This window comes from Xanthobacter lutulentifluminis (assembly GCF_043194675.2).
Classification (GTDB): Bacteria; Pseudomonadota; Alphaproteobacteria; order Rhizobiales; family Xanthobacteraceae; genus Xanthobacter.
Genome location: NZ_CM195525.1, coordinates 4,299,378 through 4,313,259, shown reverse-complemented (window position 1 = coordinate 4,313,259; position 13,882 = coordinate 4,299,378). Strand labels below are relative to the sequence as shown.

Below are 13,882 nucleotides of genomic sequence, written 5' to 3'. Positions count from 1 at the left end.
GGCACGCTCAGCGCGCCACCGCGACCGCCGCCTCGATCAGGTCGGCGGCCCGGCCGACACCGCCGCCGGCGGCCATTTCGTCGGCGATGCGACGGGCGGCGGTGCGGTAATCGTCCTTCTCCAGCACGGCACGCAGCGCATTCGTGAGCCGCGCGCGCGAGGCCTTGGCGGCGGGCACCACCTCGGCGACACCGGCATAGGCGAGGCGGGCGGCGGTGGCGGGCTGCTCGAAGGCGATAGGCATGGCCACCAGCGGCACGCCCTCCGCCAGCGCGTCCAGAACGGTGTTCATGCCGCAATGGAGCACGGCGGCGGCGCAGCGGCGCAGCACCTCCTGCTGGGGCACGAAATCACGCACCTCGGCGAGCTCGGAAAGCTCGGCCGCCTCTTCCGGGGTGAGCTTGCCGCCATGGGCCACCAGCAGCCGCGCGCCCACGTCGCGGGCGGAGAAGGCCACCTTCTGGAACAGGTCCGCGCGGCCACCCTGCAAGGTGCCGAGCGAGCAGAAGATGAAGGGCATCCCCGACACCTCGGTCCACGGCTCGGCGGGCGGGGGCGTGCCGGTGGCATCGCGCCAGGGCGAGCCGTAATGGAAGGTGTCCGGCAGCTCGGTGCGGGGGAAGTCGAGCCCCTGCGGCATCTGCGACACGGTGAGCAACGGCGAGAAGCCGCCGTCCGCGAACGGGTCGAGCCCGAACGCCGCGCCATGCCGCTCCAGCACCTTGCGCTGGCCGCGCAGCAGGAAATCGGTGATGCGGTAGCCGCCCTTGTTCCAGAACAGCCCGTCCTCGGAGGGGTCGTAGGGCCAGGGCACGAACGGCGGCGGCACGCCCAGCTCGCGGTTGAGCGGCAAAGCGGTGGCGGTGGAGATGACCGGCAGGCGCAGATGGCGCGCGACGAGGGGGCCGGCCGGCTCGGTCTGGTCGGCGATCACCGCTTCCGCGCCAATGGCGGCAAGCACGCCCGGCAGGTCGCGGCACAGCATGTCGGTCTGCGCGGCCGTGGCCCTCAGCGTGCCGAGCAGGCCGAACAGGCCGGTCGGCTTGGCGAGGCGCTTCACATAGGCGTCGAGCGCACCGGCGGGGAAATCCGCCTGCCCCACGGCGGCGAACTCAGCGCCCTTGCCGGCCACCAGACGCCCGGCGTCCGCCATGTGGACGAAGGTGACGCGATGGCCGCGCGCAGTCAGCGTCCGCGCCAGCACCAGCAGCGGGTTGTAATGCCCCGGCAGCGGCGGGGCGACGACGGCGAAATGGGTCATCGCGGACGGGTCCACAGGTTGGACGGGCGCGGTGGCGGCGCCCCGTCGAAGCGCGCGGCGAGCGCATCGCCGAGGCCGCGCGCGAGGAATGCGACCTTCTGGGCGCGGGAGGTGGAGACGCGGGCATCCCACGCCGCGGAGCCGCGCCGGCGCACCTCCACGCCGATGGCGCGATAGACGCCGCGCGCCGCGCCCACCGCGGCAGCGGCCCGGAACGGCAGCGCCGCCATGCCGATGCGCGCCTGCTCGTAATAGGGTTCTGCCACGTCCAGCAGCCGCGCCACCACACCGGCGAGCGCCGCGCGGTGACGCGGATCGGCGAGCGCGTCGGCGGGAATTCCGGCGTCGTCGAGATACTCGGCCGGCAGGTAGATGCGGCCGATGCCGGCATCCTCGATCACGTCGCGGGAGATGTTGGTGAGCTGGAAGCCGAGACCGAGGTCGCTGGCGCGGTCGAGCACCGTCTCGTCCCGCGCGCCCATGATGAGGGCCATCATCACCCCCACCACGCCGGCCACGTGGTAGCAGTAGGTCAGCGTGTCATCGAGGGTGCGGTAGGCGCGGCCCTCCACATCCATGCGGAAGCCTTCCAGCAGCTCCAGCGGATAGCGCTCGGGGATATGGTTGCGGCGCACCACCTCGGCGAAGGCCGCGAAGGCGGGATGGGCCGATGGGGCGCCGCGATAGGCCCGGCGCGTCTCCTCGAACAGGTCATCGAGCCGCTCGGCGGGCGAGGCATCGGCGCTGACGCGGCCGTGGCCCAGCACCTGCCCGTCCACCACATCGTCGCAGTGGCGGCACCAGGCGTAGAGCATCACCGCGTCCGCCCGCATCTGCGGGGCGAACAGCCGGGCGGCGGCGGCGAAGCTCTTGGAGCCCTTGGCGATGGCCTCCTCGCTGGCGCCGAGGACGTCGGGGGCTGCGCTCATGCGGTCGTCACGCCCGCATCCGCCAGCATCAGCCCCGCCGTCGCCTTGGCCGAGCCCACCACCCCCGGCACGCCCGCGCCCGGATGGGTGCCGGCGCCGGTGAAATAGAGGTTGGTGATCTTCGCGTCCCGGTTGTGCGGCCGGAACCAGGCCGACTGGGTCAGGATCGGCTCCACCGAGAAGGCCGAGCCCAGGTGCGCGCTCAGCTCGTCGCGGAAGCCGAACGGCGTGAGGATGCGGCTGGTGACGAGCGACTCGCGCAGGCCCGGCAGCAGGCGCTGCTCCAGATGGGCGAGGATGCGGTCGCGATAGCGCGGGCCCTCCACCTCCCAGTCGATCTCGGCCTTGCCGAGGTGCGGCACCGGCGAGAGCACGTAGAAGGCGGTGCAGCCCTCCGGCGCCAGCGAGGGGTCGGTGACGGTGGGCGCGTGCAGGTAGAGGGAGAAGTCCTCCGGCAGGGCCGGCCCCTTGAAGATCTCGCTCACGAGGCCGCGATAGCGCGGGCCGAACAGCACGGTGTGGTGCTGGAGATGGTCCCAGGTGCGGCGCGCGCCGAAATAGGTGACGAACAGCGACATGGAATGCCGCTTGCGCGCCAGCTGCGCGCCATAGGAGCGCCCGCGGGGCGAGCCGCGCAGGAGCTTCGCATAGGTGTGGACCACGTCGGCATTGGAGGCGACGAGGTCGAAGGGAAGCGTCTCGCCGTCCGTCAGCCGCACGCCGGTGGCCCTGGCGCCCTCCACCGTGATCTCGTCCACCGGCGTGGACAGGCGGATGGTGCCGCCGAGCTCGGTGAACAGCCGCACCATGCCCTTCACCAGCGCGCCGGTGCCGCCGCGCGGGAAGAACACGCCCCACTTGCGCTCGAGCGCATGGATGAGCGCGTAGATGGAGGAGGTGGAAAAGGGGTTTCCCCCCACCAGCAGCGAATGGAACGAGAAGGCCTCCCGCAGGTGCGGATCGCGGATGAAGCGGGCCACCATGGCATAGACCGAGCGCCACGCCTGGAGCTTCACCAGGTTCGGACCGGCCTTCATCATGTCCGAGAAATGCAGGAACGGCACCGCGCCGAGCTTGAGGTATCCCTCCTCGAACACCGCCTGCGAATAGGCGAGGAAGCGGCGATAGCCCTCCACGTCCGCCGGATCGAAGGCGGCGATCTGGGCGTCGAGGGCGGCCTGGTCGTTCACGTAGTCGAACTGGCGCCCGTCGGTCCACAGCAGCCGGTAGAAGGGCGAGACCGGGATCAGCTCCACATAGTCCGACAGGCGGCGGCCGGCGGCGGTGAACACCTCCTCCAGGCAGGTGGGATCGGTGATGACGGTGGGCCCGCCATCGAAGGTGAAGCCGGCATCCTCATAGACGTACGCACGGCCGCCGGGCTTGTCGCGCTGCTCGAACACGGTGGTGGCGATGCCGGCCGCCTGCAGGCGGATGGCGAGGGACAGCCCGCCGAAGCCCGAGCCGATGACGGCGGCGCGGCGGGGGGAGGAAGTGATATCAAGCATCATGCGGAACCGGATCTGGTCTCGGCGAGGCAGGACAGCGCCCGCATCACCGATACGGGCGGGCGGCCCGTGAGGATGCGGGCCTTGTCCGAAAGAGTGAGCCGGTCCGCGTAGAACCGGGCGACGAGGTCCTCCGGCAGGCGGTAGAACCGGGCGAGGATGGCGTAGCGCCGGTCCGGCTCGGCGGCGCGGAACAGCATGCGGTTGAGCAGCCGGAAGAAGCCGCGCGCCTGCCATTTCTCCAGTGCTTGGGCGCGCGCGGCCGCGGCGAGCGCGGGACCGGAAAGGTCCGCGAGGCCGGCGATGCGGTCGGCAAGGCCCATGGCGTCGGGCAGGGAATAGCCTGTGGTCGGGTGAAACAGCCCGGCCCGAAGGCCGACCCGCGCGACGCCCGGCGCGCCGGCATCCAGATGCGCCGCGAGATCGCCGCCGAGGGCGATGGGCAGCACGCCCGCCTCCTCGCGCGCCACATAGTCGAGCGCCCAGCCCTGTGCGGCAATGTAGGCGGCGATGCGGGCGCGCACGGCCTCGGCCGGCAGGTCCGGCCCGTCGGCGTAATAGGTGTCCTCCACCAGCAGCGTCTCGGCGTCCAGCGGCAGCACGTAGACGAAGCGGTAGCCGTCCAGCTGGGGCACCCGGGCATCCATGATGATGGGACGGGTGAGGCCATGCGGGCGGGCGAGGCGCACCTCCAGCCCGACGAACTTCTGGTAGCCGAGGTCGAGATGGGGCGCCGCTTCCGGCCCCCGGCCATCCACCACCGCGCGGGCGGCGATACGCTCCCCGCCATCGAGCACCACATGGTCGGCCGCCACCTCCGCCACGCGGGCACGGGTGCGGATGGAGGCGCACAGGCGCTCGTTCATCACCTCCGCCAGCCGCTCCGACGAGATGGTGGCATAGCCGCCGGACAAGGCGCGGGAGAATTCGGGGAAATGCACGTCGTGCCCCGACCACGCATAGGTGCGGAAGGGCGCGAGGAAGGCGTGCTGGGCGGGCGAGAGGTCGGAGGCGTGGTACGACCAGCTGTGGTTGCCGCCCACGCTGTCGCCCGCCTCCAGCAGCAGGATGCGCAGGTCCGGCCGCCGCTCGAACAGACGGGCGGCGATGAGGCAATTGGCGAGGCCGGCACCGACGAAGACGATGTCCATCCTGCGCGCCGCTCCTCCCGATCACCATCCGATCGCTGCGGAATAGCCCCCGGGGCCGCGCCTGTCACCCCCGGCCGTCGCCCAACGTCCGGCCAAGCCTCCGCTTTCCCCTGCGACAGTGGCCGCGCTTGCGGCGGGGGCTGGAGAAGCCTACCTCCGGGGTCCGGGGCTGCGCTCCGGCAAGGAGACACCATGAACGATCACCGCTGGCCCCCGCTGTCGCCCCTGCAGACGGGCGTGCGCGGCCGGTGCCCCCGCTGTGGCGAGGGCCACCTTTTCAAGGGCTTCCTGACCCTCGCGCCCTCCTGCGATGTCTGCGGGCTCGACTATTCCTTCGCCGATCCGGCGGACGGGCCGGCCTTCTTCGTCATGTGCTTCGCCTGCGTCCCGGCGGTGATCTTCGCCATCTGGCTGGAGGTGGCCTACGAGGCGCCCTACTGGGTGCATCTCGTCACCACCGTGCCCCTGCTTCTGCTCACCTGCATACCGCCTCTGCGCCCCCTGAAGGGCTGGCTGGTGGCGAGCCAGTATTATTACAAGGCCGAGGAAGGCCGCCGCGTCTGAGAGGTGCGGGGCTCACCGGCGGGCGACGGCGTCGTCGCTCGGCTGGTGCAGGCCGGCGGCCTTCTGCGCGAAGAACTGGTCGATGCCGGCGCAGATCACCTCGGCGATGCGCGCGCGCCCGTTCTCGCTGGTCAGCGTCCTCAGGTCCTCGGCGCTGGACATGTAGCCCACCTCCAGCAGCACCGAGGGCACGTCGTGGGCCTTCAGCACCCGGAAGCCGGCTGATTTGAGCGGCGAGCGGTGGAACCGCACCGTGCCCTTCATGCTGCCCACCAGCGTGCGCGCGAACAGCGCCGAGAAGTTGCGTGTCTCGCGCTGGGCGAGATCGATGAGGATGCCGGCGACCTCGTCGCTCTCGTCGCTCAGGTCCACGCCGGCGATGAGGTCGGCGCGGTTCTCCTTCTCGGCGAGGTGCGCGGCGTCCGCGTCGCTGGCGGTCTCCGACAGGGTGTAGACGCTGGCGCCGCTGGCCTTGCCGTCGCCCCGCGCCAGCGCATCCGCATGCAGCGACAGGAACAGGTCGGCGCGGGCGGCACGGGCGATGCGCACCCGCTCGCCCAGCGGCACGAACGTGTCGGTGGAGCGGGTCAGCACGACGCGATAGGTGCCCGCCTTCTCCAGCCGGTCGCGCACGGCGAGCGCGGTCTCCAGCACGACGTTCTTCTCGGCATAGGCGGAATAGCCGGTGGTGCCCGAATCGATGCCGCCATGGCCCGGGTCGATCACCACCACAGGACGGGTATCGCCGTCGGCGGGCGCGACCACAGCAGGCTGCGGCATGGCCGTGCGCTGCTCGGCCGCCGAGGCCACCGAGCGGGCGAAGGCGGCGGGATCGGTCGGCACCAGGTCCACCACCAGCCGGGCCGGCTGGTCGTCCACCGGATCGAGCAGGAATGCCTTGTCGATGGCCACCGGGCCACTCGCCTCCAGCACCATGCGCGCCTTGCCGGGGGCGAACACACCAAATCGGTAGGCGGAAACCAGCCCCCGCTTCTGCTGGCCGGGATCGGGCCGGAGCGCGAAGGAGACGTCCGGCAGGTCGAGGATCACCCGGTAGGGGTCGGCGAGGGTGAAGGCGCGGAACTCCGCCGCGCGGTCCAGGTCCAGCACCAGCCGCGTGCGCTTGGCATCGCCGGCCAGCCGGGCGTCGCGCACCACGGCGGGTGCCGCCGCGTCGGCAGGCGCGGCCTGGGCCGCAGGCGGGGCCGCAATCCACACCATAAGCGCGATCGCACAGGCCGCCACAATCCTCGACTGCAAACGCGCCATCGCCCCGATGCGCCGCGCGGGGGCGGGCCGGTGCGGGCCGGGCGCAGGCAGGGCAAGGCGGGGCGCGGGGCGCGGGTCCGGTCGCGGGTCCATCGGTCTCCCAAGGTCGGGCGGGCCATCGGGCCATCCAAGAGGGGCAGCGTTAAGGCGGGGGTGTAAACGCGCCGTTGACGCCGCCGCCGGGCCCCTTCCGCAGCAGGCGACGCTGGGGCATGGAGACGCATAAACCTTGCCAAGCAGGAAGTTGGGCGGGTAAGAAGGTGACCGTACACAGTTCGCGTTCCGGAACAGGCTCTTTGGCCCCGGCTGCCGCGGCTGCCGCAGGTGGTGTCCCTTCCCTCCCGGTCCGGCCGCAAATCGCGCCCCCATCGGGATTCCCGGGGCTCCCGCCATCTGCCGCCGGAGGTTCGACCACATGATCGTGGAGCCCGGCGGCGAGCGTCGCACATGCGCGCAGCGGCAGGCCCGGTGATCGCCGCCGAAGGTCCGCGAGGGACGATCAGGGGAATCGGGCGAACGTGTACCGTGGCCGGAACAAGGCGCCCGCCTTTCATCCGGTGCGAACCCTTCATCGAGGAACGGGCAACCGAGGGCATGGAATTTACTCCGCACGACAGGCGCGCCAGCCGCGCCCCCGTGTGCCCCGACGCCGGGGGCCGCAGCGACGCGGCCCGGCGCGCCCGCTCCTCCCATTCGTCCTCACGTCATCACATCCGGCGCCCGAGCGGCCCGGCCGCTCCCGAACGGGACGCGCCCGGGCGGCTGTCGCGGACCCTTGTCCGCGGCGCCGTGAAGAGAGAATTCCATGGCCAACAAGATGCTCATCGATGCGACCCACCCGGAGGAGACCCGGGTCGTGGTCGTGCGCGGGAACAGGGTCGAAGAGTTCGACTATGAGTCGGCGTCCCGCAAGCAGCTGCGGGGCAACATCTATCTCGCCAAGGTGACCCGGGTGGAGCCCTCGCTCCAGGCGGCGTTCATCGAATATGGCGGCAACCGGCACGGCTTCCTCGCCTTCAGCGAGATCCATCCGGACTATTACCAGATCCCGGTCGCCGACCGCCTCGCCCTGATCGAGGAGGAGGAGCGCGCCGCCCGCCTCGCCGAGGATGAGGCCGACCTGAAGGAGCGTCGCCGCGACCGCAATCGCGCCAAGCGCTCCAGCCCCGACCAGAGCGTGAGCGAGGCTGCCGCCCCGGTCGAGGAGGCCGAGATCGTCACCGACGCCCCCGCCGAGGCGGAGGAGAGCGGCGAGTTCGCCGCGGCGGACGAGAGCGCGGCCGCGCCGGCCGAGGACGCCTCGGTCGAGGTGGCTCCCGCCGCAGAGGTTCCCGCCGAGGCGGATGCGACCGCGCCCGAAGCGCCGGCCGAGCCGGTCGCCGAAGCGGCACCCGTGTCCACGCCGCACAGCGTCACCGACCTGCTGAGCGCCGCCGAGGCGGCAGAGGCCGCCGAAGAGCTGCGCGAGATCGCCACCGACGCCCCCCTCGGCTCCCCCCTCCCCGCCCCCGAGGAGCAGGCCCACGGCAGCGCCGACGACGAGGAGGCCCGCCGCGAGGAAGCCGCCGAGGCCGAGAGCCATCCCGCTCCCGTGCTGGAGGGCGACGACGCCCCCGTCGAGGCCCGCGACACCCGCCGCGCCGATGAGGACGACGAGGAAGAGGACGACGAGGACGACGGCGACGTCGACCAGATCGACGAGGAAGAGGAGATCGAGCACCTCGGCGCCGACGAGGATGCCCTCGAGGAGGTGCCCGAGCGCGCGCCCCAGCGCCGCGCCCGCTCCTACAAGATCCAGGAAGTCATCCGCCGCCGCCAGGTGATGCTGGTGCAGGTCGTGAAGGAAGAGCGCGGCAACAAGGGCGCCGCCCTCACCACCTACCTCTCGCTCGCCGGCCGTTATTCCGTGCTGATGCCGAACACCGCCCGTGGCGGCGGCATCTCCCGCAAGATCACCAACGCCGTCGACCGCAAGCGCCTGAAGGAAGTGGTGCAGGACCTGGAGGTGCCGGAAGGGATGGGCATCATCCTGCGCACCGCCGGCGCCAACCGCACCAAGACCGAGATCAAGCGCGACTTCGAGTATCTGCTGCGGCTGTGGGAGACGGTGCGCGAGCTGACCCTCGGCTCCGCCGCGCCGAGCCTCGTCTATGAGGAAGGCTCGCTCATCAAGCGCGCCATCCGCGACCTCTACAACAAGGACATCGACGAAGTTCACGTCGCCGGCGAGGAAGGCTACCGCGAGGCGAAGGACTTCATGCGCATGCTCATGCCGAGCCATGCCAAGTCCGTGCTGCCCTACCGCGAGGCCCAGCCCATCTTCGCGCGCTACGGCGTGGAGCAGCAGCTCGACGCCATGTTCTCGCCCGTCGTGCAGCTGAAGAGCGGCGGCTACATCGTCATCAACCCGACCGAGGCCCTGGTCTCCATCGACGTGAACTCCGGGCGCGCCACCCGCGAGCACCACATCGAGGACACCGCGCTCAAGACGAATCTCGAGGCCTCCGAGGAGATCGCCCGCCAGCTCCGGCTGCGCGATCTCGCCGGCCTCATCGTCATCGACTTCATCGACATGGAGGAGAAGCGCAACAACCGGGCGGTGGAGCGCAAGCTCAAGGATTGCCTGAAGAACGACCGGGCGCGCATCCAGATCGGCCGCATCTCCCACTTCGGCCTGCTGGAGATGTCGCGCCAGCGCATCCGCACCGGCGTGCTGGAAAGCTCCATCGAGGTGTGCCCGCACTGCGGCGGCACCGGGCACGTGCGTTCCGCTGCCTCGGTCTCGCTCCAGCTGCTGCGCGCGCTGGAAGAGCAGCTGCTGCGCGCGACCACGCACAATCTCATCGCCCGCACCCGCACCGAGGTGGCGCTCTATGTGCTCAACCAGAAGCGCGCCCACCTGCGCGAGCTGGAAGAGCGCTTCAAGGTCACCCTGTCCATCGCCGCCGACGAGAGCGTGACGGGCCACCAGCCCTTCCTGATCGAGAAGGGCGATCTGGCCGCCCCGCCGGCCGCCCCGCCCCGTCCCGCCGCCGTGGTGCAGCCCGATTCCATCCTGCCCGACGAGGATTATGTCGAGGAGGAGGAAGAGGACGTCGCGGACGAGGCCGCCGAGGAGAGCGACGCCGAGGCGTCCGCCGACGCGGGCGATCGCGGCGATGACAACGGCCGCCGCCGGCGTCGCCGGCGCCGCCGCCGGCGTGGCGAGCGCGAGGAAACCCGCGAGGCCGGCGCCGAGGGCGACGACGAGGACGATGCCGCCGCCGAAGGCGAGGACGGCGAGGGCGACGACGAGGAGCGCTCCGAGGAGGAGCGGTCCGACGCCGAGCGCGACGATGAGAACGCCGATCGCCGCAAGCGCCGCCGCGGCCGCCGCGGTGGGCGCCGCAACCGGCGCGAGCGTGACGGCGAAGGTGAGGGCGACCTGTCCGAAGCCGAGGGCGAGGAAGGATCCGACTCCGAGACCGACGGCTCTGCCGAAGGCGAGGCGCCCGTCGCCGAGACCGTCGCATCGGACGAGGCGCGCGATCAGGTCGCGGCTTCCGCTGAGGCCGAACCGGTGAGCACGGCTGCAATCGAGGCTCCGGCCCCGGCGGCGGCCGCCGCTGCCGAGCCGGCTGCCGCCGAGCCCGAGGTGGTGGAGGCGAAGCCTGCCCGCCGGCGCTCGACGGTGCGCGAGAAGGCCCCCGTGGCCATCCCCTCCCCCGCGCCCGAGGCGATCGCCGCGGAGGCTGAGCCCGCCACCGGCGAGACCGAAGCCGCGCCGGAAACCAAGGCTGCGGATGCCGAGACGGCTGCGCCGACCGAGACCGCGCCTGCCGCCTCCGCCACGGACGAGCCCGCTTCCGCCGAGCCGGTCGCGGCCCAGCCGGCGGCGCCCGAGGCCGGCGACGATACTCCGGCCCGCAAGCGCTCCGGCTGGTGGCAGCGCAAGCTGTTCGGCGAGTGAACGACAGCCCCCGGCGCGGCTGGGGGCGGCCACAGAGGCTGGCAGGTCACGACAGACAAAACGCTCCCCGGTCTCCGGGGAGCGTTTCTGTTTCAAGGATGGGTGCACGGGCACCGCGGGACGCCGGATCGCCCGGGGTTGGCTGGCGATACGCCGCCCCGCAGGCCTGCCGGGAGTGTCGATCGGTAGCCGCCGGATAGAGCCCGCCCGACGAAGGGACGGATCGGCCGGGGCGCCAGAGACATTGCCGCCCTTTCAGGCGCGATCGAGCCGGCGAATGATCCCCCGGCGGCGCGTCACCGAGAATTCCCGGCGGCCCGTCGCCAGGCCCTCGCCCGGCCGCCCGGGTCGGTCTCCCCGGTGTCCTTCTCCCCCGCTCTCCCGGACGCAATCCGGCCGCCGCGTCCCGCGCCGCCGATGCTCCCGCCCCGGCGCGGCAAAACACCGGGCCGCGCCCCTGGAAGGCGAGGCGCCGTCGCGAAGCGGCCACGTTTGCCCCGCATAGCGTGCCGGTCGCGAGTCTTCGTTGCGGAGGACGGACGGCGGGGAGGATCGGCATCATCCCGCGTCGCCGGACGCCGGGAAGGTTGCGCTCCGGCGCCGGGCCACGCAATGTGACCCCTTCGCAGGACAGTCACGACGCGCTAATGCGGTGCCACGCCCCGGTCGGGCGCGGTGGGAGGGAACCGGCGAAATGCGGTTGCTGTTGAGGTTCTTGGGGTTCCTGTTCGCGCTTACCACGCTGGTGCTGCTCGCCGGCGCCGCGGGCGCGACCTATCTCGTCTGGAAATACTCCCAGGACCTGCCGGACTACTCCCAGCTGCAGAACTACGAGCCGCCGGTGATGACCCGCGTCCACGCAGCCGACGGCGCGCTGGTGGCGGAGTACGCCAAGGAACGGCGCCTCTACATTCCCATCCAGTCGGTGCCGAAGCTGGTCATCGAGGCCTTCCTGTCGGCCGAGGACAAGAACTTCTACGAGCACGGCGGCATCGATCCCACCGGCATCTTCCGCGCCGGCCTCGACTTCCTGCAGAACTACGGCCGCAACAAGCGGGCGCAGGGCGCCTCCACCATCACCCAGCAGGTGGCCAAGAACTTCCTCCTGACCAACGAGCGCAGCCTTGACCGCAAGATCAAGGAAGCGCTGCTGGCCCTGCGCATCGAGCGCGCCTATTCCAAGGACCGCATCCTCGAGCTCTATCTGAACGAGATCTATCTCGGCATGGGCGCCTACGGCATCGCCGCCGCGGCGCTGGTGTATTTCGACAAGTCGGTCGAGGAACTGAACGTGCAGGAGGCGGCCTACCTCGCCGCTTTGCCCAAGGCCCCGTCCAACTACAATCCGTTCCGCGAGCGCGTGCGCGCCACCGATCGCCGCAACTGGGTGATCGACCGCATGGTCGAGAACGGCTTCGTCTCCCCGCAGGAGGGCGAGGCGGCCCGGAAGAGCGGCATCGACGTCGCCCCCCGCGCCACCGGCGCGCAGATCTTCGCGGCGGAGTATTACGCCGAGGAAGTGCGCCGCCAGATCTACGAGCGCTACGGCGAGAAGAAGCTCTATGGCGGCGGCCTCTCCGTGCGCACGCCGCTCGATCCCAAGCTGCAGGTGCTGGCCAAGAAGACCCTGACCGACGGCCTCGTGCGCTATGACGAGGAGCGCGGCTGGCGCAAGCCCGTCACCCATATCGAGATCGCCGGCGTGGACTGGGGCGTGGCGCTGGGCGAGGTGAAGGAATTCACCGACATCCCCTGGCGCCTTGCCGTGGTGCTGGACGTCAACAAGGACAATGCGCGCATCGGCCTGCAGCCGCCGCGCTCCCGCTCGGGCGCCCGTTCCACCGACCGCGAGATCGGCCTCATCCCGGCCGAGGGCGCCAAGTGGACGCGCCGGCCCATCAACCAGGTGCTGAAGACCGGCGACGTGGTCTATGTGGAGCCGCTCGCCGACCGCTCCGGCCAGTGGCGCCTGCGCCAGGTGCCGGCCATCGAGGGCGCCATGGTGGTGATGGAGCCCACCACCGGCCGCGTGCTCGCCCTGTCCGGCGGCTTCTCCTACGACGAAAGCCAGTTCAACCGCGCCACCCAGGCCATGCGGCAGCCCGGCTCCTCGTTCAAGCCCATCGTCTATTCCACCGCGCTGGACAACGGCTACACCCCCTCCACCATCGTGCTCGACGCCCCGTTCGAGCTGGAGCAGCAGGGCCAGGACACCTGGCGGCCGGAGAACTACTCCAAGAAATTCTACGGCCCGCAGACCCTGCGCTTCGGCCTCGAGCAGTCGCGCAACGTGATGACGGTGCGCCTCGCCAACGACGTGGGCATGCCCATCATCGCCGAATACGCCAAGCGCTTCGGCATCTATGACGACATGCCGCCGCTGCTCTCCATGGCGCTCGGCGCCGGCGAGACCACGCTCATGCGCATGACCGGCGCCTATGCCATGATCGCCAACGGCGGGCGCAAGGTGACGCCCTCGCTCATCGACCGCATCCAGGACCGCTACGGCCACACCATCTTCCGCCACGACGAGCGCGAGTGCCGCGGCTGCGAGGCGGACAAGTGGGAGAACCAGCCCGAGCCGAGCCTGGTGGACCGCCGCCCGGTGGTGCTCGATCCCATGACCGCCTACCAGATCACCTCCATGATGGAAGGCGTGGTCCAGCGCGGCACCGGCACGGCGCTGAAGGAGCTGGGCAAGCCCATCGCCGGCAAGACCGGCACCACCAACGACGAGAAGGACGCCTGGTTCATCGGCTTCACGCCGGAAATGGTGGTGGGCGTCTATCTCGGCTACGACCGGCCCAAGCCCATGGGCAAGGGCTCCACCGGCGGCCTCATCTCGGCCCCCGTGGTGCGTGACTTCATGAAGGTGGCCATCGCGGACCGCCCGGCCATCCCGTTCCGCGTGCCGGCCGGCATCAAGCTGGTGCGGATCGACCGCAAGAGCGGCCAGCGCACCAGCGCTGGCGACGGCAATGCCATCCTGGAGGCGTTCAAGCCGGGCACCGCCCCGCCGGACAGCTATTCCGTGGTGGGCTATTCCGGCACCGATCCCAACGCGCCCGAGGCCGTGCCCACCGCCTCGCGCGCCGGCGGCGGCCTCTACTGACCGGGCCGGCGTCCTGATCGGGACGGTGGCCGCGCGCCGCCGGTTCCCTTTTGGAATTGCTCCCCTGGCGCATCCGCACCGGTAGATTTCGACACTGAAGCTCGGCCACGCCTGAAGATGTCGCCGATGCTTCCCTCCG

Annotated in this window: 8 protein-coding genes; 3 read left to right on the top strand and 5 right to left on the bottom strand. The window is 71.2% G+C overall.

Annotated features, from left to right (window positions below):
- Positions 1 to 7: 7 nt before the first annotated feature.
- From V5F49_RS19940 to crtY, 4 genes are read right to left on the bottom strand one after another with little or no spacing between them, the layout of a single operon-like run.
- Complete coding sequence (locus V5F49_RS19940) at positions 8 to 1,261, bottom strand: glycosyltransferase (RefSeq protein ID WP_394115022.1); 1,254 nt, start codon at positions 1,259 to 1,261, stop codon at positions 8 to 10.
- On the bottom strand, positions 1,258 to 2,190 hold the full coding sequence (locus V5F49_RS19935; RefSeq protein ID WP_394115021.1) for a phytoene/squalene synthase family protein: 933 nt from the start codon (positions 2,188 to 2,190) through the stop codon (positions 1,258 to 1,260). The genes V5F49_RS19940 and V5F49_RS19935 overlap by 4 nt, the downstream gene beginning before the upstream one ends.
- Positions 2,187 to 3,701 (bottom strand): phytoene desaturase, encoded by a 1,515-nt coding sequence (locus V5F49_RS19930; RefSeq protein WP_394115020.1) that lies wholly within the window; start codon positions 3,699 to 3,701, stop codon positions 2,187 to 2,189. The genes V5F49_RS19935 and V5F49_RS19930 overlap by 4 nt, the downstream gene beginning before the upstream one ends.
- Complete coding sequence (gene crtY / locus V5F49_RS19925) at positions 3,698 to 4,849, bottom strand: lycopene beta-cyclase CrtY (RefSeq protein ID WP_394115019.1); 1,152 nt, start codon at positions 4,847 to 4,849, stop codon at positions 3,698 to 3,700. Before crtY ends, V5F49_RS19930 begins: the two co-directional genes overlap by 4 nt.
- 192 nt (positions 4,850 to 5,041) lie before the next feature.
- Between crtY and V5F49_RS19920 the strand changes: the two genes are divergently transcribed.
- The gene (locus V5F49_RS19920) at positions 5,042 to 5,413 is read left to right on the top strand and encodes a DUF983 domain-containing protein (protein WP_394115018.1); all 372 of its coding nucleotides are present in this window, start codon (positions 5,042 to 5,044) and stop codon (positions 5,411 to 5,413) included.
- A 12-nt stretch (positions 5,414 to 5,425) separates the two neighbouring features.
- Here V5F49_RS19920 and V5F49_RS19915 read toward each other — a convergent pair whose 3' ends face one another.
- Positions 5,426 to 6,634: an N-acetylmuramoyl-L-alanine amidase gene (locus V5F49_RS19915; protein ID WP_394115017.1), complete on the bottom strand. Its 1,209-nt coding sequence runs from the start codon at positions 6,632 to 6,634 to the stop codon at positions 5,426 to 5,428.
- An 853-nt stretch (positions 6,635 to 7,487) separates the two neighbouring features.
- Between V5F49_RS19915 and V5F49_RS19910 the strand changes: the two genes are divergently transcribed.
- A complete protein-coding gene (locus V5F49_RS19910; RefSeq protein ID WP_394115016.1) occupies positions 7,488 to 10,631 on the top strand; it encodes an Rne/Rng family ribonuclease in 3,144 nt (1,047 codons plus the stop codon).
- 694 nt (positions 10,632 to 11,325) lie between these two features.
- Positions 11,326 to 13,743 (top strand): penicillin-binding protein 1A, encoded by a 2,418-nt coding sequence (locus V5F49_RS19905; RefSeq protein ID WP_394115015.1) that lies wholly within the window; start codon positions 11,326 to 11,328, stop codon positions 13,741 to 13,743.
- The last annotated feature ends 139 nt before the right edge of the window (positions 13,744 to 13,882 follow it).